Source organism: Nannocystis exedens, assembly GCF_002343915.1.
Taxonomy (GTDB): Bacteria; Myxococcota_A; Polyangia; order Nannocystales; family Nannocystaceae; genus Nannocystis; species Nannocystis exedens.
This window is the reverse complement of record NZ_NETK01000001.1, coordinates 4,313,020-4,337,339: the sequence shown is the minus strand read 5'-3', so window position 1 is coordinate 4,337,339 and position 24,320 is coordinate 4,313,020. Positions and strand designations below refer to the sequence as shown.

Below are 24,320 nucleotides of genomic sequence, written 5' to 3'. Positions count from 1 at the left end.
GTGCAAATGAGCCGAGTGCCAGAAACGTTTGTGCGCGCGTGGGATACCACGAGGTCCGCTGGCGCGCAACGAAGCGCGAGGCGAGGTTGCGCAGGTCGGGCGGCGAACGGCGGTGGGGGGCCGTTGGCTGCTCACCGGGCGCAGCCGGCCGCGGGGCAGGCCCGGGTGTGAGCGATCAGTCGGCGAGGGTGGTGTCCAGCTCGCGCTCCTCGTCGAGCACGGCGAGGACGTCGACCTCGGGGCGGATCTTGTCGTACAGGTCGGGAAAGGCGGCCGAGGCGCCGTAGCGTTCGCGGACCTGGCGGTACAGCCGGAGGTCGAACATGGCCTCGAATTCATCGCGGGTCATGAAGGTGTCGGCATAGAGGAACGGGAAGCCGCGCACGCCGGCGGTGAAGGCCTCCATGGCCCGCATCGCGTGGACGGTCTTGAACGGCAGGCCGCGCTGGATCGGCCCGGGCACCCCGTAGACGCCGAGGTCGAAGTACATCGCGTAGTCCTTGCCCGGGACGATGTCCTGCGCGAACGGGCGCGGCAGCTGGCCGCCGGCCTCGCCGTGGTCGTACACCCGCGACGGGTACAGCAAGATCGGGAACATCTCGAACCGCTCGGCCACGAGGTCGACCGCCCGCTTCATCGCGCTCATCGGCAGCACGATGTCCTGGAACACCTGCATGGTGAAGGTCATCTTGCGCACCGCGGGGGTGGTCGAGAACTTCAAGAAGGCGATCCGCGGCGGCATCATCCACCCGAGCAGGGCGCGGAACAGCGGGTGGTTGCCCTCCGGGATCATGTGCGCCACCACCCAGAAGATGCTGCGGTTGTGGCGGAGGATGTAGTCCTCCAGCGGGATGTACTCGTCGCCGCCGCGCTCGAGGAAGGTCTCGACGTGCTTGTAGAACCACGGCTTGTACCAGCGGCCGAGGTGGTTGATCTTGGCCCGCTCGGCCGGCTCGGTCGGCTCGTCGGCGAAGTCGCCGCACATGATCACGGCGCGGTCCCTGGCGAAGACGGTCGCCTCGAGGAAGTGCGGCGCGTCGTCGGCGTTGGCGAGGCGGTACATCTCGTCGCAGTAGCCCTGCTGGGAGTGGACCGGGACGTAGCGCATGTGGACGTACTTCTTGATCGGGACGACCGCGAGCTCGACGCCGACGAGGAGGCCGAGGGTGCCGTGCGACCAGCCCATGGCGCGGAACAGGTCGGGGTGGCTGTCCTTCGTCACGCGCACGAGGCGGCCGTCGGCCAGCACGACCTCGTAGGCGACCACCGTCTCGAACAACATGCCGACCTTGTGCGAGTGCGTGGTCATGCCGGCGGCCAGGGCGAGGCCGCCGATGGTGGCGTCGGCGATCTCGAGGTGGACGGCGAGCATGTAGCCGCGCTTGGCAAGGTAGCGCATGGCCTGGCCGACGGTGACGAACGGCTCGACCCGGACGGTCCGCGCCGCCTCGTCGAGGCCGAGGATGTCGCGCAGCGCGCCCATGCGCACCTTGTGCCAGGTGTGCTTGGGCTCGAACCGGGTCGAGAGGTTCATCCACGTGCGCCGGTCGGTGCACATCGGCTTGCGCTCGCTCGCCGGCAGGCCGGCCCAGCGCCGCACCTGCTCCTGGATGTCCCGCACCTTTTCGTCGTGGCGCTCGGGCGCGGCCCCGAGGACCTCGTAGACCCGCGCCCGCGCCCGCAGGACGGCGTCGAAGACGAAGCCGACCGGCAGGCCGACGCCGACCAGCAGCAGCGAGCGGTACTTGGTGAGCAGGTCGACGAGCTTCTGGCGCATGGATGTTTTAATGGACAGGTGCGAAAAGACAGGGCCGGGGAGACAGGGCCAAAGGGACAGGCCTCAACCGAGCAGGCGCGGCAGGTGGACGACGACCTGGCGCTGCCACCAGTCCCAGTCGTGCCGGGACTCGCGGCCCCAGATGTCGGTGACGCTGGGGATGTCCTTCTCCTTCAGGAGCTGGCCGAGGGCGATCGTCTCCTCGATGCAGCCCTCCTCGTAGGCCCCGCGGCCGCACACGAGGGTGAGGTGGGTGTTGCGGCGCAGCCGCTCGAGCGGCTCGCCGCGCAGGCCGGGGACGAACGCCAGCGGGTTGTTGAAGTAGAGGTCCGAGTCGTTGTGCTTGCCGGTCAGCTCGGTGGTGAGGTAGCGGCCGCTCATGCACAGCACCCGGCGGAAGGTCTCGGGGTACTTGAGCGCGAACAGGGCGGCGTAGGTGCCGCCGAGGCTGCAGCCGACGGCGGTCATCGGCGCGCCCTCCCAGCGGCAGTCCTCGCGGATGAACGGGACGAGGGTGTCGAGGATGAAGCCCTCGTAGGCGCGGTGCCGCTGCATCCGCGCGGCGATCGAGCTCTCCTTGTCGGTCCATACCTGGGAGACGTTGCTCTCCGGGCAGTAGAACTTGACCTTGCCGGCGCGGATCAGCGGGCCCAAGACCTCGAACATGCCGTGGCGGTCCCACTCGTGGGCGAAGCCGGCGGCGGACGGGAAGACGATGACGGGCGGGCCGTAATGGCCGTAACACCACAGGTGAACCTTGCGCCCCATGGCGGGGCTCTCGAGCATCAAGTGACGGGCGTGCATGCGTGCGACCTCGATGATGCCGGCGCCGGTCCGCGCGGCGCAAGGGTCGGCCGCCGCGGAGCCCGGACGGCCGATTCGGGCCGCTCCGCGGCCGACCCGGACGGGCGGGGCCGGGCGGCCGCGGTGGGACCTAGCCCTCGGGACAGGTCTCGGCGAGGGCGCTGCGCACGACCGCCGGGTCGCCGGCGGCGAGCACGAAGATGCCGGGGAAGCCCTCGGTCTCGAAGCCGTCGCTCGGGTTTGCGCACAGCAGCGAGTCGGTCAGCGCGAGGCTGCCGCTGCGGTCGTTGCTGACGAAGAAGATCGCGCCGCCGCCTTCGTTGGCGTGGTTGTCGCGCACCACGGTGCCACACAGCGAGAGGGTGAAGGTGTTGCCGTCGTTGTAGATCGCGCCGCCGCTGCCGCCGCCCGGGGTGCCGCTCTGGGCCGGGTTGGCGCCGTCGCCGATCGCCCGGTTGTGCGAGAAGTGGCTGTTGATGACGGTGTACGACACGCCGATGCTCGACAGGGCGCCGCCGTTCGAGCCCACGTTGCCGAGCTCCGGGGCGCCGCCGAAAGTGGAGTTGACGATGTAGACCGGGCGGTCCTCGTGCTGGTCGAACACCCGGATCGCGCCGCCGCCGACGTCGGGCCCGACGTCGGCGCAGACGTTGTTGAAGAAGCGGGTGTTGACGGCGCGGAAGCGGCCGCCGCGGACGAAGATCGCGCCGCCGCCGTCCTCCTCGCTCCTGGCGTCGCCGTCGACGAAGGTGAGGTTCTGGACGACGAGCCGCGGGTGGTCCTGGTCGTCGCAGTGGTCGGTGGTCCAGCGCTGGGCCTGGTCGCAGGTGTTCTGATAGAGGATCCGCCGCGCCCCGCCGCCCGAGAGGGTGACCTTGCCGCCGCCGTCGATGACGATCTCGGGGCCGGTGTCGTTGAAGATCTTGGCGGTGCGATCGAGGGTGATGACGACCGGCTCGGGGCCGCAGTCGAAGGTGATGACGCCGCCCTGCTCGACGGCGGCGATGAAGGCGTCGCTCGTGCAGCTGGCGGCGGTGCCGTCGCCGACGACGTGGTCCGGAGCGCTGGTGTCGACCGGACGGGCCTCGTCGGGGATGTCGCACGCGCCGTCCGGGTTGCCCGCCGGCGGGCCCTCTGCGGGATCGGTGAGGGGATTGTCGACGGGACCTCCGTCGCCGCCGCCGCAGGACAGGTGCAGGAGCAGGGCGGAGGCGAGGCGCGAGCGACGTCGAGGCATGGCTCGTCATCGTATCGCGGCGAGCGCGGCGGGCGGGCGCGTATCAGCGCGCGAGGCGGGGCGCGGGGGGACAGGGCGCGTGACCTGAGCCGTGGGTGTGACGCGCCAGGCGGTCTGCGAAGGTCCGCAATGCTAGGAGTGCCTGACGGACGCGGAGCGTCGCGCGGCGGCGCTGCGCGTGGCAAAATGCGGCCCGGAGGTGTCACGCGCGCGGCGTGAGGCGAGGCACGGTGCGGCGCGGCGATCCGGCACGACGAGCCGGCGCACTACAAGGAACGATGAAGATCGCAATTATCGGCGGTGGTATCTCCGGGATCGCGGCGGCCCGCATGCTGCAGCGATTCGGCCACGAGGTCGTGATATTCGAGCGCGGGCCGCGGCCGGGCGGCGTATGGGCGGTGGCGTACCCGGAGGTGCGCCTGCAGAACGTGGCCGAGCACTATCGATTGGCCGAATTCCCGTGGCCGTTCGCGCCGGACCTGCACCCTACGCGCGAGCAATTGATGCGCTACATGGAGGCGGCGATCGCCCGCTTCGGTATCGACGTGCGGACCGAGCACGAGGTGCTCGCCAGCGAGTTCGTCGGCGACGGCTGGGCGCTCGAGCTGCAGGCGCCGGCGGGGCCCCGGCGCGAGCGGTTCGACTTCGTGGTGGTCGCGAACGGGCAATACACGGGGGCGCAGCATGGGCTGCGGCTGGCCGATCGAGCGTGTTTTCCGGGACAGGTGATTCTCGCCCGCGAGGTCCGCGACCTGGGGGTGCTGGCGAACAAGAAGGTGGCGGTGATCGGGTTCGGCAAGAGCGCGGTCGACATGGCGAGCTTCGCGGCGGCCCGCGGCTCGCAAGTCGAGCACGTGTTCCGCGAGCCGCGCTGGCTGATCCCCCGCCACATCCTCGGGGTCCACGGGTCGAAGATCCTGTTCATGCGCGCGAGCACGGCGATGATCCCGGCGTGGGTCCATCCGAGCCGGGCGGAGCGGCTGCTGCACACGCACCTGCAGCCGCTGGTGCGCGGGTTCTGGGCGATGGTCGGCGGGCTCATCCGCGCCCAGGTCGGGCTGCACGGGCTGTGGCGCGACCCGGCCGTGCGCCGGCGGATGACGACGCTGATCCCGACGACGCCGGTGCCGTTCGAGATGCGCTCGGCGGTGGCGATGGCGCCCGACGAGTACTTCGCGCAGGTGATCCGCGGGCAGATCGAGCCGCACCGCGGCGAGCCGGTCGGGTTCACGCCGCGGGGGCTGCGGCTCGCCGACGGGCGCGAGCTGACGTGCGATCTGGTGGTGGTGTCGACGGGCTCGCTGGCGCCGCAGTTCCCGTTCCTGCCGCGAAAGTACCGCGATTTGCTCGAGCGGGAGCGGGACGGGGCGCAATTGTACCGTCACGTGATTCACCCGAAGGTGCCGCGAATGGCGTTCGCCGGCCACAACCACGGGTTTTTGCACGTACCCGGGGTCGAGGTGGCGATGCTGTGGCTGGGGGCGCACCTGCGCGGGGACCTCGAGCTGCCGCCGGAGCCGGAGATCGAGCGCCAAATCGCGGCAGTCCAGCGGTGGAAGCGCGCGAACATCCTGTTCGAGCCGTCGCGCGCGGGGGCCGTCAATACGCGCTTTCACCAGTACCTCGACGTGATGCTGGGGGACCTGGGTGTGTCGCCGTACCGCAAGCGCGGGGTGCTGGCCGAATTGACGGCGCCCTACACCGCGGCCGACTACGCCGGGATCTTCGACGAGTACGAGCGCTCGCGCGGGGCCGGACCGCGCCGGCCGCTGCCGCTGCCGACGTGATTCACGAGCGGCGCACGTGCTGCCAGTGCAGCGCGGTGGCCAGCAGCCAGGCGCAGGCGAATGTCCACAGCAGGCCCTGCTCGAGCAGGATGGCGCCGGCGCGCGGCAGGACGTGCTCGGCGGCGGCGGCGGCGACGAAGGCGAGCGCGCGGGCGATCCCGGCGACCCCGGCGGCGCCCCAGATCCACGCCCACGCGCCGCCGAGCTGCAGGGCGGCGACGGCGAGGACGACGCAATAGCCGCCGACGACGGCGCCGACGCTGGCCGCGAGCAGGCGAAAGGTGATGATGCCGGTGTCGCTCGGGGCCGGGACGACCTGCGCCTGCAATGCGTAGACCGCGAGCGGCAGCGGGACGACGAGGAGGATGACGAGCAGGTCGCGCGGCCGCGGCCGAATGCCGAGACCGCTGCAACGCAGGCCGCGGAGGGTGCGGACCACGCCGAGCAGGAGGGCGAGGTCGGCGGCGACGTAGAGATAGCGCAGACCGTAGAGGAAGGCGTCCGCGAGGGCAGGGCGCTTCAAGATGACCGAAGGGACAGCCGACAGGTACATCAGGCCGAGGCGCAGCTCGGCGGCGACGCGCAGGCCGAGGCCGAGGCAGATCGCCGTGCTCGCGCCGCGGGTCGGATCGTCGTCGGCGAGGGCGCGCCGGCCGGCCATCGCGGTGGCGAGCGCGAGCACCTCGACGACCACGGTGGCGATGAAGAGGGCGAGGCGCACGTGGGCGGGGTCGACGTCGCGGAGGAAGTCGATCGCGGCCAGCACCGCCGCGGCGAGCCAGATCACGAGGATCGGCGCACGGATCGCGGCGAGTCGAGGCGAGAGCACGCGCCCCGAGGGTGCGCCCGGGCGCGCGGCCCGGTCAAGTTGTGGGCGGCCGCGCGAGGTCGCGCGAGGCGGCCGGCGCGAATGTCATCACCGGCCGACTGGGGTGCGCGTGCGATTGTAGGGACCGCGACGGCGGTGATTGAGCGGACCCGGCGGCCCGGACGAGTGCCCGGTCAGGTGCAGCGCGGCGCCGCCGAACAGCCGCCCCCCCGCCGGACGACCGACGCGGGGCGGCGCAAATGCACCAGGTCGGCGATCAACAGTCGTTGGTCGAGCAGATCACCCAGCCGGTGTACGCCACCGAGGCGTCGGCGTCGTTCCAGCCGCCCTCGATGCCGCAGCCCTCGTTCCACTTGTAGATGCGGTAATTGACGCTGTTGTCGCCGTTGGGCTCGTGCGAGGCCGGCGGGGCCAGGCAGGACACGTTGCCCTGGGCGTTGTCGGTCATCCAGAACGTGCAGGGCTGGCCCTGGCAGCGGCCGGTCCAGTTGGTGATGTACTGGGCGCCGTTGTACTTGGGGAACACGTTGTAGAGGTTGGGCACGACGCCGCCGTTCCAGCCGACGATCGCGGTGGCGTGGGCCTTGGTCCGCGGGACGATGACCTCCATGCCGACGGCGGCGCACTTGTTGGTGTAGGCGTCCTGGTGGCCGCCGAGCGCGCCGTCGTTGAAGCGGACCATGGTGTAGCCGCAAGCGCCGGCGTCCATGTCGCAGTGGACGACGAGCGGCTGGACCGAGCCGCCGCCGTCGGGGTCGATGGTGTAATCGCCGTCGCCGAGCGCGGGGTTGGCCTGCTTGAGCTCCTTGCAGCTCTTCGTCAATACGCAGACGTTGTTGACGCAGGCCTGCTGGGCGCAGTCACCGTGGCTCTGGCACGAGCCGCCGAGGCCGCACTTGCCGCAGGGGCCGCCGCAGTCGACGCCGGTCTCGCTGCCGTTCTTGACGCCGTCGCTGCAGGTCGGCGACAGGCACTGGTTGCTGCAGAAGTCGTTGCCGACCTGGTTGCCGTCGTCGCACTGCTCGACGCCCTGATGCACGACGCCGTCGCCGCAGCTGGCGGTCTTGCAGGTGTTGAGGCAGGCGTCGTTGTTCGACAGGTTGCCGTCGTCGCACTGCTCGCCCTTGCCGGGCTGGACGAAGGTGTCGCCGCAGATCGGGTTCTTGCAGGCGAGGGTGCAGGCGCCGGTGTTGCTGTTGCTGTCGCCGGCGTCGCACTCCTCGCCGGGCTGCTCGAAGCCGTCGCCGCAGCTGGCCTGCTTGCAGACGTTGGTGCAGGCGTCGTCGTTGCTGCCGTTGCCGTCGTCGCAGGCCTCGCTCGGGCTCTTGTCGCCGTCGCCGCAGACGTTGGTCTTGCACGTCGCGTTGCAGGCCTTGCCGGGGCCGTTGTTGCCGGGGCCGTCGTCGCACTGCTCGACGTTGGCCTGGACGAGGCCGTCGCCGCAGGTCGCGAGCTTGCAGGCGACGGTGCAGGCGCCGCTGTCGCTGTTGAGGCCGCCGAGGTCGCACTCCTCGCCCTCGCTCGGCTGGTGGATGCCGTCGCCGCAGGCCGGGAGCTCGCAGCTGTCGGTGCAGCCGTCGTCGTCGTCGCCGTTCTGCTGGTCGTCGCAGTCCTCGCCGGGGTCGAGGATGCCGTTGCCGCACTCCTCGAGCTTGCAAGTCGACGAGCAGCCGTCGCCGGGGTCGAGGTCGCCGTCGTCGCAGGCCTCGCCGGGGCCCTGGTCGCCGTCGCCGCAGGTGTTGAACTGACACTGCGCGTTGCAGGCCTTGCCGGCGCCGTTGTCGACGCCGTCGTCACACTCCTCGGCGCCGTCGCCGGTGTTGTAGAGGGCCCCGTCGCCGCACACGTTCTGCTTGCAGGCGGTGGTGCAGGCGGCGTTGTCGGCGTTGTCGCTGCCGTCGTCGCACTCCTCGCCGGCGCTCGGCTGGACATGGCCGTCGCTGCAGGTGGCGTCGGTGCAGGTGTCGGTACAAGCGTCGGTGTTGTCGAGGTTGCCGTCGTCACACTGCTCGGTCGGGGCGACGATGCCGTCGCCGCAGCTGGCCAGCGCGCAGGCGTTGGTGCAGTCGTCGGCGTCGTCGTCGTCGCCGTCGTCGCAGCCCTCGCCCGGACCGACGGCCCCGTCGCCGCACACGTTGTTGGTGCAGTCGGCCTTGCAGGAGTTGGAGTCCATGTTGTCGGCGCCGTCGTCACACTCCTCGCCGGGGCCCTGGTCGCCGTCGCCGCAGGTGTTGGCCTGACACTGCAGGTTGCACGGCTTGCCGGCGCCGTTGTCGGGGCCGTCGTCGCAGGCCTCGCCCGGATCGACGTGGCCGTCGCCGCAGGCGGGGCCCGGGTCGGTGGTGGAGGAGGTGTCGTCGGTGGTGGTGGTCGTGGTCGTGGACGGATCGCCGGTGGTCGGGTCGACGGTCGTGCCGCTCATGCCCATCGTCGACGTCGGCGTGCCGGTGGGGGTCGGGTCGGGGCCGGTCGAGACCGGCGCGCCCGTGCTGGTCTGCGCGTCGGTGCCGGCCCCGCCGTCGGTCGTGCCGCCGGTGGCCGTCGGGTCGGTCTGCCCGCAGGCGCCGATCATCAACATGGTTGAAAAGACAGCTGCACAATCGCCAATTCGGATGATCGATCGCTTCATGACTCCTCCACGTCCCGCGCCAGCCCGCCAAACCCATGCACTGTCGCCGGGAGACCTCTCCTGGATATCAGAATGGGGTCTGCGGGCACCAGAGGCGCGCCGAGGGGCCGCTCGGCGTCGAATCACGGGGCGCGCTCGCGCGCGTGGTCGCGGCGCGGCGCATTCGGTGCTCGAGCGTCTGGGCGATCTGCGTTCGCGACGGGATCGGTGGCTGGTGTGAGGGGGGGCGGGGGAGGCTCGGGAGCGCGGGGCGTCGCGGCGGTGGAGTCGCGCACGGAATTGGCCTGTCTCAAAGGACAGGTGAATGCGCGGCTCCGCGGCTCGCTCGCGCGCGGCTGCCGAGGGCTCGCCCCGCGTCGGGCTCGAGCGAGTCGGACGAGCCGGTCGGCGCGGCTCGGCGTGCGGATGAACCTGGCCTTCAAGACATGAAAGAATCGCGGCGGATCTCGGGTGCGGGGGACGTCTCGTCGTCGCGGCGTCGTGGACTTCACCGATCGTTATCGAGCGGCGCAGGCGACGCGGTGCGCAATGGATCGCACGCATCGGTCGGCTTGCCCGGCTCGTGAGGGCGTCTGTACCCTGCGCGCATGACAACGAGCTTGCGGGGACTCGGCTGGGCCGCGGCGGTGTGCGGCGCGCTGAGTGGTTGCGGTGACGACGGACGGATGGACAGCGCGGGGCTGACGATGACGGGCAGCCTCACGACGACGGGGGCGAGCGCGCCGACCGGGACGGATACGGCGGGGACGACGACGCCGACGTCGACGAGCGAGGGCGGCATGAGCGAGTCGGCGAGCGAGGCGACGACCGGCGAGCCGACGTCGACCGGCGAGCCGACGACGAGCAGCACCGGCGAGACGACCGCGGGGGTGTGCCCTGCCGACTGCGAGGCGAAGGGAGGCGTGTGCATCGGCGAGGAGTGCTGTCCCGACGAGGACCACGCGTGCGGCGACGTGTGCTGCCCGCAGGGCGACATCTGCTCGTTCAACACCTGCGTGACGCCGGGCGACTCGTGCATCGACGCCAGCGAGTGCGCCGACGACGAGTACTGCGAGTACAGCCTCGGCGAGCCGGCGATGATGGGCGGCGACATGATGTGCATGGGCGGGATCGTGCCGGCCACGGGCAAGTGCCTGCCGTCGCCGCCGAAGTGCATGGAGGGCGAGGACCCGGGCGACCCGCCGACGTGCCTGGCGACCTGCCAGTACATCCCGGGCGCCGGCCAGTTCACGCCGTCGGTCAAGTACCACTGGGACGCCGGCACGGTGATGATGACCCCGATCGTGGTCCAGCTCGACGATGACAACTGCGACACGATCGTCGACGAGCGCGACATCCCGGAGATCGCGTTCACCACCTTCGTCGACGGCAAGTACCAGGAGAACGGGACGATCCGGGTGATCTCGATCGTCGGCGGCCAGATCGTCGAGAAGTGGACCTACAACGGCGGTATGGCCGACCCAATCGCGCCGGGGCGCGAGCTCGCGGGCGGCGACATCGACGGCCTGCCCGGCAACGAGCTGGTGGCCTGCTCGACCACCGGCAAGACGCGGGCGTTCACCGGCGACGGCCAGCCGCTGTGGACGTCGACGTACGCGGGCAGCTGCGCGTTCGTGTCGATCGCCGACCTCGACCAGGACGGCAAGCCGGAGATCGTGGTGCCCGGCGCGGTGCTCGACGGGGCGACCGGTGCGACCGAGCTGATGCTCGGCGTCGGCGGCTTCAACACCCCGGCCGACCTCGACGGCGACGGGCAGCTCGACATCATCCACCCGCGCGGGGCGTTCAACGCGGCCGGCGGGGTGATGGCGACGACCGGGCTCGAGGGGGCCTACCCGGCGGTCGCCGACCTCGACCTCGACGGCAAGCCGGAGGTGGCGGTGATCGCCAACAACAAGAACAGCGCGACCACGCCGCATCACCTGATCGTGTGGCGCCACGATCCGCAGGCGCCGAACGGCGCGCAGATCATCCGCGCGGGCATCGACATCAACGGGATGCTGTCGCCCGACCTGTGCCCGATGGGCTCGGCCGGCAACACGGGCGGCGGCGGGCCGCCGACCATCGCCGACTTCAACGGCGACGGCACGCCCGACGTCGCGGTCGCCGGCGGGGTCGGCTACGCGGTGTTCGACGGCACCAAGCTGATGGACCCGAACGTCGCCGACGTCGACACGTTCCTGTGGATCAAGCAGACGCAGGACTGCTCGTCGGCGGCGACCGGCTCGTCGGTGTTCGACTTCGACGGCGACGGCAGCGCGGAGGTGGTGTACTCCGACGAGATCCGCCTGCGGGTGTACCGCGGGACCGACGGCGAGGTGCTGTGGAGCACGTGCAACACGACGGGCACGCTGGTCGAGTACCCGGTGATCGCCGACGTCGACAGCGACGGTCACGCCGACATCGTCGCGGTGTCGAACAACTACTCGAGCATCAACTGCGACGGGACCAAGCAGACGGGCGTGCGGATCTTCGGCGACAGCGAGGGCCGGTGGGTGCGTACGCGGCGGGTGTGGAACCAGCACTCGTACCACGTCACCAACACCGAGGAGGGCGGGAAGATCCCGGCGATCGAGCCGACCAACTGGCTCACGCCCGGGCTCAACAACTTCCGCCAGAACGTCCAGCCGGAGGGCGAGTTCGCGGCGCCCGACCTCATCGTCGACCTGCGCCTGGCGTGCGAGCCGGACCCGTACGGGCTGGTCGGCCGCGTGCGCAACATCGGCGAGGCGTCGGTGCCGGCGGGGGTGCCGGTCCACTTCTTCGAGGGCGACCCGATGAACGGCGGGACGCTGCTCGGCAGCGGCGCGACGACCAAGGTGCTGTACCCGGCCGAGGCCGAGGACGTGACGCTGCTGCTGCCCAACGCGCCGCCGGGGCTGCTCGACGGCTCGTCGGTGGTGTGGGTGGTCGTCGACGACGCGATGCCGATGCACGCGTGGCACGAGTGCCGCGTCGACAACAACTCGGCCAGCGGCACCGGCAAGTGCCCGCTGCCGGGTTGAACGCGACGAAGGCGAGCGCAGCGCGCTCGCCTTCATCGGGTCTTTCAAACAGGCTGTCTTTCGGGGCAGCCTGCGATCGCCTGCCCCTACGGACAGGTCACTTGACGGTGTAGCAGGTGCCGCGGCCCATGCCGTGGCGCTTGAGGCGGCCGTGCTTGACCAGCTGGCCGATGTGGAAGCGCAGCTTGCGGCGGCCCATGCCGGTCTGCTCCTCGAGGTCCTGCATGGTCGCCTCCTTGAGCTTGCGGACGATCGGGACCAGCAGCTTGGCCGCCTGGTCGAGGTTCATCGCGTCGCTGTCGTCCTGCATCGCCGGGACGTACATCGCGGCCTTCTTGGCGGCCTTCTTGCTCAGCTTCTTGCCGCCGGCGGCGCCCTTCTTGGGCGGCGGGGCGGGGATGATCGGCAGCGCGGTCTGGGTCGGGACGACGCGGCCGCCCTTGCCCGACTTGGTGGCGGCCTTGGCGGTCTTCTTGGCGGCGGCCTTGGCCTTGCCCTTGCTGACCTTCGGGGCAGGCGGCGGCGCGACGTCCTCTTCCGTCTCGCTGAGGTCGTCGTCGTCCTCGGGCTCCTCGGCCGACGCCTCGTCCTCTTCTTCTTCCTCTTCGCCTTCGTCCTCGGGCTCGCCGGCGTCGGCGACCGCGGGCGGCACGGCCGGCGCCGCGACCTCGCCGCCGAGCAGGGCCTCGGCGAATTCACCCAGCGACAGCTCGCCCATCGCGTCGCCCCAACCGAGCTCTTGCGCGGCGTCGACGATGTCGCCGAGCGTGGTCGTCGGGCTCAGTTCGCGGGCGATGGTCTCGAGCACGGCCTTGCGTTGCTCGACGACGAGGTGACGACGGTAGCTGTCTTCGAAACCGGTCGAGAGGTTGCGCTGCACGGCGCGGAATCTTGCGCCCGGGCCGGCGCCTCAGCAAGCGCGAACAGGTGACCGGCGCGCCGCGCGAAGCATGCAGCACGCGAGCACAGCGGGGGGTTCGAGGTGGGTGCGCTAACCCACATCAACTGGGGCTGAGTACGTTGTTCTCGGCAGGCGCAGCGGCCTCGGCAGGTCCTGCCGGCGTCTCGGCGGCGGGGCCGTCAGCGGGCGCAGGGGTGTCGCTCGGCTTGGGGATGTAGCCCTCGATCGGCTTCTGCCGCGTGCCCTTGATCCGGCCCTCGGTGACGTCGACGGCGATCGGCTGCACGAGCTTGTAACGATAGCCGCGGGTCTTGAGGGAGATCTTGAAGGTCTGGTCCTCGTGGACGAATTCGCGGGAAAACCCGAGCTTGATCTGGCCCTCGCGCACGAACTGGCGGTGGCTGAGGATGAACGAGAACAGCCGCACCGCCGACATGTTGTAGAGGCGGTGACAGCCGTGCGAGTAGCGGCGCAGGATCGACATGTAGTCGACGCTGCCGTGGGTCCGGATCGAGTTGTCGAAGTCGGCCTTGAGGGTGCCGTCGGGGTTCTTGATCTCTTTGATGTGGTAGGCCGCGACCAGGCCGTAGGCCGAGGTGTAGCTGGGCCCGAACTCGGCGTTGTTGACGACCGTGCGGACCCGGCCGTCCTTCCACTTGCGGCGCACAAGCTCGCGCGGCGGCGTCGTCGCCGGCGGGATCCACACCGGCGCCGCGACGATCTCCTTCCACACGCGCGGGCCGACGTCGGAGTCCTTGTACTTGTAGTACTCGCCGCCGTTGTACATCTCGCTGCGCCACGAGCCGATGGTGGTGCGCCAGTGGACCAGCGGGATCTTCTGGCCCTCGTAGACGGTGTAGAGGGTGAGGTGCGGGTAGCGCTCGCGCGGCTGGGAGAGCCGCTTGCCGCTGCTGTCGAACGGGAAGTCGTACCAGACGTCGCCGCGGTCGATGACGACCTCGAAGGCCATGTCCTCGAGGTAGTAGTCGGGCCGCGGCGGCAGCTTGACCGCGACCAGCAGCTCGTCGAAGTTGCCGCCGCCGAGCTCGCTGAGCTTGTCGAGCTGGCGCCGGGCGCTCTCGGGGGTGCCGAGGTCGAGCGCGGCGACGGCCGCGTCGACCGACTCGCGCACCACGTCGCGCAGCGGCTGCTCCTCGCCGCGGCGGTCCTTCCAGCGGAACTTCGGCTTCCAGCGCGCGGCGCTGCCGTCCTCGAGGATCGCCGCGGCCGAGACGACGCGCTCCTCGATGACGCGGAGGAGCCGGCGGTGGGCGCTCTCGTCCTGGGTCCGCGCGAGCGCCTCGAGGTTCTCGCGCGTGAAGTGACCCCAGCCCATGATCGCGTGCTTCTTCTCGAACTGCGCCAGCGCGTGGGTGGTCGCCGAGTCGAACTCGCCCTTGGTGTAGGTGCCCTCGCCCTCGGCCGACTGGAACATCTTCTCGCAGCGGAGCCGGCGCTGGGCGTGGTCGACGACGTCGACCTTGTTCTGCAGCGCGCGCCAGTTGTCGTAGGCGCGGCCGAGCTTCGGGTGGCCCTTGGCCTGCTCGAGGTCGGCCGGGTCGAGCTTGGCCTTCTTCATGTCCTTCTCGAGCGCGGCCCGCAGCCGCGCGAGCCGGCGGACGTCGCCCACCTTCTTGTTCTCGTAGGCGATGCCGCCGCCGGTCCACCCGCGCAGGACCTCGGGGTCGAAGCCGGCGGCCTGCAGGCACGGCCCGACCTCGCTGTCGGCGGCGCGCCACTCGCTGGCGACGACCTGCAGCGTCGGCGGGATGCCGTACAGCTCGAGGAAGTTGCGCTCGTGCTTGTCGAGCGGCTCGCCGTCGGCGTCGACGCGGTCGTTGGCGAGGTCGATGTAGCGCTTGCGGTAGTCGTTGGGCTGCGTGTCGTCGACGGCGACCGTCTTCTCGCTGAAGATGTACGGCACCCAGCTGTTGCCGAGGTCGATCACCGTGTAGCCGGCGGCCTCGGCCGCGGCGATCTCCTGCCGCTTGGGCTCCGCGCCGGGGCCGTCGAACACCCACGCGTGGCCCGCGGGCTGCTCGCGCTGGCTGGTCTTGGGGAACACCAGGGCGGCCGGCGGAGCCGCGGGCTCGCTCGCCTGCGGCGCGGCGCCGGCGGCGGCTCCAGTCGGGACCTCGGGCGCAGGCTTGGAGGGGAGATCCGCCGGTGGGGTGCTCGAGCAGGCGAAACAGAGGGCGAAAAACGCGCTCCAGCGCGCCGCAAGCGGTCGCGCGCGCACGAGCCGGGGCGAGGCCCCGCGACCCAGCGATACTGGCATGGTGGACCGAGGATAGCCCGCCGCGGGGAAACTGCCAAAAGCCGGGCCGGAACCCGCCCGGACCGCATCCTGGGACATGCGCGCGAAGTCAGCGGCGCACGTGCGTGGCGGTGCGGACGGTCGTGAAGAAGTGGACACACGGACGATACGCGCCACGCCGTCCATGCCATCCATCGCCCGCGCGAGGGCTGCCGCGCCGGCCGGCCACGTGCCGCCCTCGCAGCGAGCTGTGCGTGCCGGCGGCGCAGGCGAAACGGGCGTATGCCGGGTGCCGTGTGCGCGGTGGCGAAAGCCGGGCGCGCGCGACGGATGCTTTACAAGCTGTGGCCGGATGTGCCACGTTGACGCTGCCGCAAGGAGACCGCGTTGAACCTCCTCAAGACTGCCCTGACCTACGCCGCCCTGTTTAGCGTGGGCGCCGTGACCTCGGTCGCGTGCTTCGAGCCGGAGCTCGATATCCCGTCGTTCCGGTGCAACCCGGCCCAGGCGACCAAGCAAGGCGACAACGGCTGCCCGGGCGAGGAGACGTGCTGCTCGGACGACCCGGCCACCGTCGGCGGCAAGCTCCCGAATTATTACATGGACGGCGTCAGCAACGAGCGGTACGGCGCCCCGCTGTTCTCCGACAACAACAACGCGCTCAGCACCCAGGGCATGTGCGTCAAGACGGGCGACTTCGACAGCCCGCTGATCAACGGCTGCCCCGTGCCGTGCAACCCGAAGTGGGACGCCGACACGATCAACGAGATCTGCATGGGCTCGCAGTGCTGCCAGACGCAGGAGCTCGACCCGGCCCGCGACTGCATCATGGTCGACGGCAAGTGGCGCGCGGCCAACGGCTCCGACATCATCGCCAAGCGCACCGGCTGGGGCCCGCAGCACGCCACCAACCAGGACCCGTTCGCCGAGGGCTGCACCATCTTCTCGCAAGGCGACCAGAAGAGCCTGGTCGACTGCATCGAGCAGCTCGGCGTCGCCAGCTCGCGCGGCTTCTGCTACTTGCTCGGCTGCCCCTGCGTCGAGGACGTGTGCGAGATGAAGAACCCCGACTACGTGCCGCGCTGCACCGGCGCGCCGGCGCCGGGCGTGTGAACCTCTCCAGCGCCGCGGCCGCGTCGCGCGCCCGCGCCCGCGCGTAAGCTCGCCTGCCGCGACGAGCAAGGAGATCGGCGCGACGAGATCGCACGACCAGATCCGCGCGCCGGGATCTTGCACCGCGACTCCAGGGGCCCAATGCTCCGGTCCCGGACCTGAACTCGCGCTCGGACCGCCTGCCCGCGCTCGTCGCCCTCGTGGCGCCGCTCCGCGTCTCGCTGGCGCCGCCGTGAGGCTTCTATTAAAGAGGTAGGCTCCGGTGGACCTGGCGGCGCCAGGTCCGGGGCTTTTTTATTGCCCCTCCTTCCTGTATCTCGTCTCACACGTGACCCCCATGGCGCGAGCTTCCTCTGCAGACGGCCCCAAGACCGACGCCCCCACCAAGACCCGCAAGGTCGCGAAGGTGAAGGCGAAGGCGACTGAGGCGAAGGCGAAAGCCAAGCCGAAGGCCGCGGAGGGCGCCGCCAAGAAGGCGCCGGCGAAGAAGGCCGCCAAGGCCGCGACGCCGAAGGCGGCGAAGGCGCCCAAGGCCACGAAGGCGCCCAAGGCCGCCGCGGCCGCGCCCGCGGCCGCGCCCGAGGAGGGCGACGAGGCGGAGGGCGGCAGCGAAGGCGCGTCGGCGCGCGGCAAGCAACTGGTGATCGTCGAGAGCCCCGCGAAGGCCAAGACGATCAACAAGTACCTCGGCTCGAACTTCGTGGTGCAGGCGTCGGTCGGCCACATCCGCGACCTGCCGACCAAGTCGGAGAAGGGCGCCAAGCAGCCGGTGCCCGGGGTCGACCTCGAGCACGGCTTCCGCCCGACCTACGTGGTCCTGACCAATAAGAGCAAGACGGTCGCCGACCTCAAGCGGCTGGCGAAGAGCGCGTCGCAGGTGTGGTTCGCAACCGACCTTGACCGCGAGGGAGAGGCGATCGCCTGGCACCTCGCGGAGGAGCTGCGCATCCCGCCGCAGGCGGCTCGCCGGGTCGTGTTCAACGCGATCACGCAGCAGGCCGTCCACCGCGCGTTCGCCAACCCGCGGCCGATCGACGTCAACAAGGTCAACGCCCAGCAGGCGCGCCGCATCCTCGACCGCATCGTCGGCTACCAGGCGTCGCCGCTGCTGTGGAAGAAGGTGGCCCGCGGGCTGTCGGCCGGGCGCGTGCAGTCGGTCGCGGTCAAGCTGATCGTCGAGCGCGAGCGCGAGATCGCGGCCTTCGTCCCCGACGAGCGCTGGGAGGTCACCGTCCGCCTGTGCGTCGACCCGAGCCAGGCCGCGCCGCTGGCGTCCGCGTGGGCCCAGTTCCTCGCCACCGTCGACGAGAAGGGCAAGGGCCCGACCCTCAAGGCCCAGAACACGTGGATGTCGCAGCACGCGGCGATCGAGGCGGAGCTGGTCGAGCTCGGCGGCGAGAAGTTCTCGCTCACGGCCGCCGCGACCGCCCCGCGCGACCTGTCCGCCGACGTCGCCCGCGCGGTCGAGGCCGTCGGCCTGCGCGACCTCAAGATCACCGCGCGCGACAACCCGGAGGGCAAGGGCCCGCAGAAGACGCTGCGCACGGTCACCGGCGCCGTCGACCCGGGGGTGCGCTACCGCGTCAAGTCGGTCGAGACCAAGCGGACCACCTCGCGCCCGCTGGCGCCGTTCATCACCTCGTCGCTGCAGATCGCCGCCGCCAATCAGCTCGGCTTCACGACCCAGCGGACCATGCGGGCGGCCCAGCAGCTGTACGAGGGCATCGCCATCCCGGGCGAGGGCCAGGTCGGTCTCATCACCTACATGCGTACCGACGCGACGGCGCTGTCCGCCGAGGCGCTGACGCAGATCCGCGGCTTCATCGGCTCGCGCTTCGGCGAGCCGTACCTGCCCGAGAAGCCCAACATCTACACCTCGTCGAACAAGGACGCGCAGGAGGCCCACGAGGCGATCCGGCCGACCGACATCAACCGCCGCCCGGAGGACCTGCGCGAGGCGCTGACCGACGAGCAGTTCAAGCTCTACTCGCTGATCTGGGCCCGCACGGTGGCGTGCCAGATGACGCCGGCGCAGTGGGACGCGACCGCGGTGATGTTCGAGCGCGCCGACAAGCCGACCGGCGCGGTGGTCCGCGCGACCGGCCGCACGCTGGCGTTCGACGGCTTCCTCAAGGTGCTCGGGGTCCAGGCGACCGACGAGCAGACGCTGCCGACGCTCGGCGAGGGCCAGGCGTTCGGGACGTTCTCGATCGAGCCGCAGCAGAAGTTCCAGAGCCCGCCGCCGCGCTACACCGAGGCGTCGCTGGTCAAGACGCTCGAGGCCGAGGGCATCGGCCGTCCGTCGACCTACGCGTCGATCATCTCGGTCATCCAGGAGCGCAAGTACGTCGAGCAGCTCGACCGCCGCTTCTACGCCACCGACCTCGGCGAGGTCGTGACCGACAAGCTGGTCGAGGCGTTCAGCGACCTGATGGACGTCGGCTACACGCGGGCGATGGAGGCCCAGCTCGACGAGATCGAGGACAAGGGCGCCGACTGGCAGAAGATGCTCGAGCGCTTCTACGGCGGCTTCCGCCGCTCGCTCGACCGCGCCAGCGACACGATGACGCACGCCAAGGCCGAGGCGCAGCCGGCAATCTACAAGTGCCCGGAGTGCGGGGCGCCGACTTGCTACCGGTTCGGCAAGAACGGCCGCTTCCTGTCGTGCACCCGCTACCCCGAGTGCAACTACGCGGCGCCGATCACCCGCGACGGCCGGCCGCTCCTGCCCGAGCGCGTCGACATGGTCTGCCCCGAGGACGGCTCCGACATGGAGCTCCGCAACAGCCGCTTCGGCCCGTTCCTCGCCTCGGTCAACTTCCCGAACACCAAGTTCGTCATCAACCTCGACAAGAAAGAGGGCGTCAAGCTGCCGACGCCCCCGGCCCTCGAGGTCGACGTGCCGTGCCCGAAGTGCGGCGCGCCGCTCAACCTGCGCATGGGCAAGCGCGGCCCGTGGCTCGGCTGCTCGAAGTTCCCCAAGTGCCGCGGCCGCCTGGCCTGGACCGCGCTCGACGAGGCCAAGCAGGCGGCGCTGAGCAAGCAGCTCGCCGCCCACGAGAAGGCCCACCCGCCCATCGTGCTCAAGCGCCGCGACGGCAGCGTGATCGCCGAGGGCACGCCCGTGGCCGACCTGCTGATCCCGGGCGGGCTCGCCGAGCTCGAGATCCACCCCGACGCGCTCGCCGACAAGGCCGCCGGCGACAACAAGCCCGCGACCGTGGTCGCCGCGCCCGCACCCGCGCCCGAGAAGGCGCCCTCGCTGCGCAACTGAGCGCGCGCCGCGAGGCGCCCGCGGTCAGGACCATGAGCGGGCGCCGCGAGGCGCCCGCGCTTCGTCGCGCGACAGCTTCTCGAGGGAGATGACCCTCGGGTCGCCGCGCGGCGGACTCACGAGCGAGACGCCTGGGGCGGGCGACAGCCCCGCGACTGCGCGGCGGCCCCACGAGGGAAGCGCCGTTCGTCGCGCGGCGGGCTCCCGAGCGAGGCGCGCGCTTCGTTGCGCGACGGACTCCCGAACGAGACGGCCGCTCTGCTCCGCGATGGTCGCAAGAGCGAGGCACGCTGCGTCGCGCGACGGTGTCACGCGCGAGGCGCCCGGTTCGGCGCGGCGGACTCACGAGCGAGGCCCGCGCCCGGGGTCCGAGAGACGTACGAGCGAGGCGACAAAGCGAGCGCGGCGGCGTGACGCGCCCGACCCGACTCCAACATGTCTAAAAAGACATGCCCACAAAGACATGCTCGGAGCGCCATGCTCGAAAGCACATGCCCTGCAAAGCAGGTCACGAAGTTATGTTTTTACGGCCAGATCGTCGAGCAGCGCGGCGCAGGCGCGGGCGATCTGCTGGTAGGCGGCGAGGAAGCCCTCGGGGCCGCCGCGGACGGGGTCGGGGACGTCGAGGTCGGCGCCGCGGGCGCCGGGGTCGGCGAGCGACGCGAGCAAGCGGATGCGCGCCGGTTTGCCGGAGCCGGCGATCGGGCCGAACGCGGAGCCGGCGGTGAGGCGGCGCAGCTCGGAGGCGACCAGGCGGTCGAGCAGGAGGACCTCGTCGAAGTCGAACAGGTCGTCGCGACGCAGCAGGCGGCTCGAGTGGACCAGCGCGAGGCCGTGGTCGGCGGCGACACGGACGCTGCCGGCGTGGGCGGGGTTGCCCGCGTCGGCGGCCACGCCCGCGCTGTCGATGCGGAAGCGCGCTGCCAGGCCGCGCTCGGCCACCAGCCGCGTGAACACGGCGGCGGCCAGGGGCGAGCGGACGATGTTGGCGTAGCAGACGAACAGGACGCCGACCGGACGCGCGCTCATTTGATCAGCTTCTGCACCTCGGCGTCGTCCTTGACGATCTCGAACGTCGGGTCGAAGCCGACCTGCTTGAGCAGCTTCTTGCCGCCGCGCTTCGACACTTCTTTGAGCAGCTCGACCGTCTGCGGCACCTCGCCGGCGTTGGCGCTCTGCTTGGCGAGGTTGAACACCGGCTCGGGGTACGTGGTGTCCTTGTCCTTGGCCCACGTGAAGAACGCGGCCGCGCGCTCGGGCTCGTCGAACAGCGCCTCGCCGCGGGCGTTGGCGGCCTCGGCGAGCTCGCGCACGGTGGCGCCGCCCTTCTCGGCCTCCTCGAGCGCCTTCTTCGCGCGCGTATCGGACGTCTTCTTCGCCTTTGCCTCGTCGAGCAGCTTCTTGTTGGCTTGGGCGGCAGCGGCGGGATCGGCCGCGGGCGGCGGCGGAGCGGTCTCGCCAGCGGTCGCAGCGGCGTCGGTCTTGGCGTCGTCCGGGGCCTTGGCGTCGCCGGGCGGAGGTGTCGCGGGGTCACCAGCCGTCTTCGTCTCGGTCGACGGGGGCGGCAGGGCGGCCTTGATGTCGGCCGGCGGCGGACCCTTGGCCTCCGGGGCGTCGGTCTTGCCGGCGACGACGGGCGCGTCTTTCGTCGCCGACTCCGGGTTCGTGTTGCACGCGAGGAGCGTCAGCGACGCGAGGACGAGCCGGGTCAAAGCTGGGCGCATGGCGCGGATATTATCGGAGAGTTTGGCGCCACGCATTGTGGTAACACTCACGGTTGACGCACATGCTCGCGCCTGCAGCACCACTCGTTCTGGCTGTCGTTTCGGCCCTCGCGCCGGCCCCTGACCTCGAGGCGAAGGTCAAGGCGATCTTCGAAGACAGCTGCACCGCCTGTCACGATGATGGCGCCGACGAGGTGTCGCTCGCGGGGTCACCCGCGCGGCTGACCTCGGTGAAGTCGAAGGCGACCGGCAAGCCGCTGGTCGTCGCCGGCGACCCCGACGCCAGTTACCTCTACGCCAAGGTCATGGGCACCAAGGGCATCACCGGCGAGGCGATGCCGCCCGGCGACTCGCTGCCCGCGGCGCAGAAGAAGGCGCTCAAGGAGTGGATCGCCGGCCTCAAGCCGGCGACCGCCCCGGCGCCCGCGGCCACACCGGCACCTGCCCCTTCGGCCAGCAGCGGCGGCGCGGCCGGCAACAAGAAGGCGGCCGACCTCGAGGTCAAGGTCCGCAAGCTGTTCGACGACAAGTGCAGCGCCTGTCACGAGGCCGGCGGCAGCGAGGTCGTGCTCGTCGGCGACCTGGCGCACCTGTCGCGCGACAAGTCGAAGGAATCGGGCAAGCGCTTCGTCGTGCCCGGCGACCCGGAGGGCAGCTACCTGGTCGCCAAGCTGGTCCCCGGCCACAAGGGCATCAAGGGCGACGTCATGCCGATGGGCGACGACCCGCTGAACGCCAAGGAGATGGAGCTCGTGCGCTCGTGGATCGTCGCGCTCGGCGAGTCGCCGGGCGCGGGCGCGGCGGGCGAGACGCCGGCGCCGATCGAGGGCCCCGCGGCCGAGCCGGGCGAGGCCCCGGCCGAGGCCGCCGGCGGCGACGACAAGCCGGCGGAGAAGGAGCGCGGCAAGTCGCCGTTCCACGGCACGTTCCAGATCAACCTGCCGACGACGACGACGCTCGGCCGGCGCACCTTCGAGTTCCGCATCGACCACCGCTTCGGTCAGGTCGGCGCCGAGCGCGGCGCGTTCGGCCTCGACGCCGGCGCCAACATCTCGTACGGCTTCGCCTACGGCATCCTCAACGGCTGGGACGTGCTGATCCGGCGCACCAACTCGCGCAAGGGCTACGAGCTCGGCACCAAGTACATCCCGATCCGCCAGGAGGACGGCAAGAAGCTCAGCTTCGGCGGCTACGCCTCGGTCGAGTACCTGCGCGACTTCCCCAGCAACACCGCCAACCCGTGGGCCGGCAACTTCCAGCTGCTGCTCAGCCGGCTGTGGTTCGACCGCTGGAGCACGCAGCTCACCGTCGGCTACCACCTGCGCACCAACCACTCGGCCAACGTGCAGGTCGACCTGCCCGACGACGAGGTCGCCGGGCCGGTCAGGGTCCGCGACAAGCGCGGTACGCTCGGCATCGGCATCGCCTCGACGGTGTGGCTCGGCCAGAAGAAGCGCTGGGGCATCGACCTCGAGTACCACCTGCCGATCCCCGCCGACGTGTTCTTCTACCGCGGCGGCAACGCCGACCGGAACGGCAGCAACATCGGCTCATGGGCGATCGGCGGCTCCGTCAACACCGGCAAGCACTTCTTCCAGATCTTCATCACCAACACCCGCGAGATCCACACCAACCTGTACGCCCCCGGCGGTCAGAGCAAGAACCCGTTCACCGACCGCGGCAACTTCTTCTTCGGCTTCAACCTCAGCCGCAAGTGGAGCCTGTAACGACATGTCCCGGAAGACATCCAAGTCCGTGTCCCTCGCCCTGGCGACGACGACGTTGCTCGCGGGCTGCAACCAGCTCGAGGCGATCGAGACCGAGGGCAGCGGCGGCGGCGGCGGCGGCGGCGTGCCGCCGGCCGTGCGCGCGGCGTTCGAGGGCAGCTGCGGCAAGGCCGGCTGTCACTCGCCCGGCGCGACCTTGCCGATCCTCGCCGGAGACGAGCTCGACGGCATCCTCACCGGCGAGATCAACGGCGTGCCGCTGGTGACGCTCGGCGACACCGCGAACTCGTACCTGGCGATCGTGATGCTGCCCGACGCGCTGCTGTCGAGCCTCGGCCTCACCCGCACGGTGCCGCGCATGCCGGCCGACAACGACTTCCTGAACCCGAACAACCAGGTCATCCTGTCGTGGATCGGCGGCGCCGAGTTCGAGGGCGGCGGGCCGGACACCACCGGCGGCCCCGACACCGACACCGACACCGACACCGGCGGCACCGACACCACCGGCGCGCCCGCCGAGCCGACCTTCGCCAACGTGCAGGCGATCATCGACGCCAGCTGCTCGTGCCACTTCTCCGCGCCGAGCGCCGCCAACGGCATGCTCGAGATGCCGATGGGCGACTCCTACGGGGCGCTGGTCGGGGTCCAGTCGCCGACGGTCGACCTGAACCTGGTCGAGCCCGGCGACCCGGCCGCGAGCTACCTGTACCTCAAGCTCGCCGGCGGCTTCGAGGAGGCCGGCGGCATGGGCACGCTGATGCCCCCGGTCATGGGCCTGATGGACGACGCCAAGGTCGCCCTGATCGAGGAGTGGATCGCCGCAGGAGCGATGAACAACTGAGGATGTGGCCCCGGAGACATGGTCTCCGGGACATGGAAGAACGCACAGGACACCGAGGACAGGACCGATGGGACAGGAACTCGAAGTGGTCCAGGCGCTCGTCTGCGTCGACGGGCGCGTCCAGGGCGTCTACTACCGCGCCAGCGCGCAAGCCAGGGCCCAGGCCCTCGGCCTGCGCGGCTGGGTCCGCAACCTGCCCGACGGCCGCGTCGAACTCCGCGCCCAGGGCACCCGCGCCCGCGTCGAGGCGCTCGTCGACTGGTGCCGCAAAGGCCCGCCCGCCGCCCGCGTCACGTCGGTCGACGTCGAGTGGGAACCCGTCGACTCCGAGATGCCGCTCAGCTTCATCGTGCTGCGCTAGCAGGCGAGACGCGACGAGCCAGGCGACTCGCGTTGGGGCTGCCCACGCGAAATG

Annotated in this window: 16 protein-coding genes; 7 read left to right on the top strand and 9 right to left on the bottom strand. The window is 70.9% G+C overall.

Features of this window, described 5'->3' with window-relative positions:
* Nucleotides 1-175: 175 nt before the first annotated feature.
* From NAEX_RS17070 to NAEX_RS17060, 3 genes are all read right to left on the bottom strand, one after another.
* Complete coding sequence (locus NAEX_RS17070) at nucleotides 176-1,777, bottom strand: FAD-binding oxidoreductase (RefSeq protein WP_096328554.1); 1,602 nt, start codon at nucleotides 1,775-1,777, stop codon at nucleotides 176-178.
* A gap of 63 nt (nucleotides 1,778-1,840) precedes the next feature.
* Nucleotides 1,841-2,581: an alpha/beta hydrolase-fold protein gene (locus NAEX_RS17065; protein WP_096328553.1), complete on the bottom strand. Its 741-nt coding sequence runs from the start codon at nucleotides 2,579-2,581 to the stop codon at nucleotides 1,841-1,843.
* 130 nt (nucleotides 2,582-2,711) lie between these two features.
* Nucleotides 2,712-3,818: a hypothetical protein gene (locus NAEX_RS17060; RefSeq protein ID WP_245913743.1), complete on the bottom strand. Its 1,107-nt coding sequence runs from the start codon at nucleotides 3,816-3,818 to the stop codon at nucleotides 2,712-2,714.
* 278 nt (nucleotides 3,819-4,096) lie between these two features.
* Here NAEX_RS17060 and NAEX_RS17055 point away from each other — a divergent pair, with 278 nt between their 5' ends.
* The gene (locus tag NAEX_RS17055) at nucleotides 4,097-5,605 is read left to right on the top strand and encodes a flavin-containing monooxygenase (protein ID WP_096328552.1); all 1,509 of its coding nucleotides are present in this window, start codon (nucleotides 4,097-4,099) and stop codon (nucleotides 5,603-5,605) included.
* Between the two features lies 1 nt (nucleotide 5,606).
* On the opposite strand, the gene NAEX_RS17050 is transcribed toward NAEX_RS17055, so the two are convergent.
* Together NAEX_RS17050 and NAEX_RS17045 are read right to left on the bottom strand one after the other, a co-directional pair.
* Nucleotides 5,607-6,434 carry a hypothetical protein gene (locus NAEX_RS17050; RefSeq protein WP_096328551.1) on the bottom strand — a complete coding sequence of 276 codons (828 nt, stop codon included), beginning with the start codon at nucleotides 6,432-6,434 and terminating at the stop codon, nucleotides 5,607-5,609.
* 256 nt (nucleotides 6,435-6,690) lie between these two features.
* The gene (locus NAEX_RS17045; RefSeq protein ID WP_096328550.1) at nucleotides 6,691-9,012 is read right to left on the bottom strand and encodes a DUF4215 domain-containing protein; all 2,322 of its coding nucleotides are present in this window, start codon (nucleotides 9,010-9,012) and stop codon (nucleotides 6,691-6,693) included.
* A gap of 638 nt (nucleotides 9,013-9,650) precedes the next feature.
* On the opposite strand from NAEX_RS17045, the gene NAEX_RS17040 reads away from it, so the two are divergent.
* Nucleotides 9,651-12,068 (top strand): FG-GAP repeat domain-containing protein, encoded by a 2,418-nt coding sequence (locus NAEX_RS17040; RefSeq protein WP_143141321.1) that lies wholly within the window; start codon nucleotides 9,651-9,653, stop codon nucleotides 12,066-12,068.
* A 97-nt stretch (nucleotides 12,069-12,165) separates the two neighbouring features.
* Here the strand turns inward: NAEX_RS17040 and NAEX_RS17035 are convergent, their stop codons facing one another.
* Nucleotides 12,166-12,948: a hypothetical protein gene (locus NAEX_RS17035; RefSeq protein WP_096328548.1), complete on the bottom strand. Its 783-nt coding sequence runs from the start codon at nucleotides 12,946-12,948 to the stop codon at nucleotides 12,166-12,168.
* A 121-nt stretch (nucleotides 12,949-13,069) separates the two neighbouring features.
* Nucleotides 13,070-15,034 carry a hypothetical protein gene (locus tag NAEX_RS17030; RefSeq protein ID WP_143825583.1) on the bottom strand — a complete coding sequence of 655 codons (1,965 nt, stop codon included), beginning with the start codon at nucleotides 15,032-15,034 and terminating at the stop codon, nucleotides 13,070-13,072.
* A 579-nt stretch (nucleotides 15,035-15,613) separates the two neighbouring features.
* Here NAEX_RS17030 and NAEX_RS17025 point away from each other — a divergent pair.
* The gene (locus tag NAEX_RS17025; protein WP_096328546.1) at nucleotides 15,614-16,339 is read left to right on the top strand and encodes a hypothetical protein; all 726 of its coding nucleotides are present in this window, start codon (nucleotides 15,614-15,616) and stop codon (nucleotides 16,337-16,339) included.
* 337 nt (nucleotides 16,340-16,676) lie between these two features.
* Nucleotides 16,677-19,613: a DNA topoisomerase family protein gene (locus tag NAEX_RS17020; RefSeq protein WP_096328545.1), complete on the top strand. Its 2,937-nt coding sequence runs from the start codon at nucleotides 16,677-16,679 to the stop codon at nucleotides 19,611-19,613.
* A 516-nt stretch (nucleotides 19,614-20,129) separates the two neighbouring features.
* Here NAEX_RS17020 and NAEX_RS17015 read toward each other — a convergent pair.
* Entirely contained in the window at nucleotides 20,130-20,642 is a 513-nt protein-coding gene (locus NAEX_RS17015; protein WP_096328544.1) for a low molecular weight protein-tyrosine-phosphatase, read from the bottom strand.
* The gene (locus NAEX_RS17010) at nucleotides 20,639-21,337 is read right to left on the bottom strand and encodes a hypothetical protein (RefSeq protein ID WP_143141323.1); all 699 of its coding nucleotides are present in this window, start codon (nucleotides 21,335-21,337) and stop codon (nucleotides 20,639-20,641) included. The genes NAEX_RS17015 and NAEX_RS17010 overlap by 4 nt, the downstream gene beginning before the upstream one ends.
* A gap of 62 nt (nucleotides 21,338-21,399) precedes the next feature.
* Between NAEX_RS17010 and NAEX_RS17005 the strand changes: the two genes are divergently transcribed.
* The 3 genes from NAEX_RS17005 to NAEX_RS16995 all read left to right on the top strand — a co-directional run bounded on the left by NAEX_RS17005 (nucleotide 21,400) and on the right by NAEX_RS16995 (nucleotide 24,266).
* Complete coding sequence (locus NAEX_RS17005) at nucleotides 21,400-23,064, top strand: DUF5777 family beta-barrel protein (RefSeq protein ID WP_096328542.1); 1,665 nt, start codon at nucleotides 21,400-21,402, stop codon at nucleotides 23,062-23,064.
* Between the two features lie 4 nt (nucleotides 23,065-23,068).
* Nucleotides 23,069-23,905, top strand: a complete 837-nt coding sequence (locus NAEX_RS17000) for a hypothetical protein (RefSeq protein WP_143141324.1) — start codon at nucleotides 23,069-23,071, stop codon at nucleotides 23,903-23,905.
* Between the two features lie 67 nt (nucleotides 23,906-23,972).
* Nucleotides 23,973-24,266, top strand: a complete 294-nt coding sequence (locus tag NAEX_RS16995; RefSeq protein WP_096328540.1) for an acylphosphatase — start codon at nucleotides 23,973-23,975, stop codon at nucleotides 24,264-24,266.
* Nucleotides 24,267-24,320: the final 54 nt, after the last annotated feature.

Excerpts from the sequence above, each read along its gene's own strand:
- NAEX_RS17005 (WP_096328542.1), top strand. The coding sequence starts at position 21,400 with ATGCTCGCGCCTGCAGCACCACTCGTTCTGGCTGTCGTTTCGGCCCTC.
- NAEX_RS17010 (WP_143141323.1), bottom strand. The coding sequence starts at position 21,337 with ATGCGCCCAGCTTTGACCCGGCTCGTCCTCGCGTCGCTGACGCTCCTC.
- NAEX_RS17065 (WP_096328553.1), bottom strand. The coding sequence starts at position 2,581 with ATGCACGCCCGTCACTTGATGCTCGAGAGCCCCGCCATGGGGCGCAAG.
- NAEX_RS17060 (WP_245913743.1), bottom strand. The coding sequence starts at position 3,818 with ATGCCTCGACGTCGCTCGCGCCTCGCCTCCGCCCTGCTCCTGCACCTG.
- NAEX_RS17055 (WP_096328552.1), top strand. The coding sequence starts at position 4,097 with ATGAAGATCGCAATTATCGGCGGTGGTATCTCCGGGATCGCGGCGGCC.
- NAEX_RS17015 (WP_096328544.1), bottom strand. The coding sequence starts at position 20,642 with ATGAGCGCGCGTCCGGTCGGCGTCCTGTTCGTCTGCTACGCCAACATC.
- NAEX_RS17070 (WP_096328554.1), bottom strand. The coding sequence starts at position 1,777 with ATGCGCCAGAAGCTCGTCGACCTGCTCACCAAGTACCGCTCGCTGCTG.
- NAEX_RS16995 (WP_096328540.1), top strand. The coding sequence starts at position 23,973 with ATGGGACAGGAACTCGAAGTGGTCCAGGCGCTCGTCTGCGTCGACGGG.
- NAEX_RS17020 (WP_096328545.1), top strand. The coding sequence starts at position 16,677 with ATGGCGCGAGCTTCCTCTGCAGACGGCCCCAAGACCGACGCCCCCACC.
- NAEX_RS17045 (WP_096328550.1), bottom strand. The coding sequence starts at position 9,012 with ATGTTGATGATCGGCGCCTGCGGGCAGACCGACCCGACGGCCACCGGC.
- NAEX_RS17000 (WP_143141324.1), top strand. The coding sequence starts at position 23,069 with ATGTCCCGGAAGACATCCAAGTCCGTGTCCCTCGCCCTGGCGACGACG.
- NAEX_RS17040 (WP_143141321.1), top strand. The coding sequence starts at position 9,651 with ATGACAACGAGCTTGCGGGGACTCGGCTGGGCCGCGGCGGTGTGCGGC.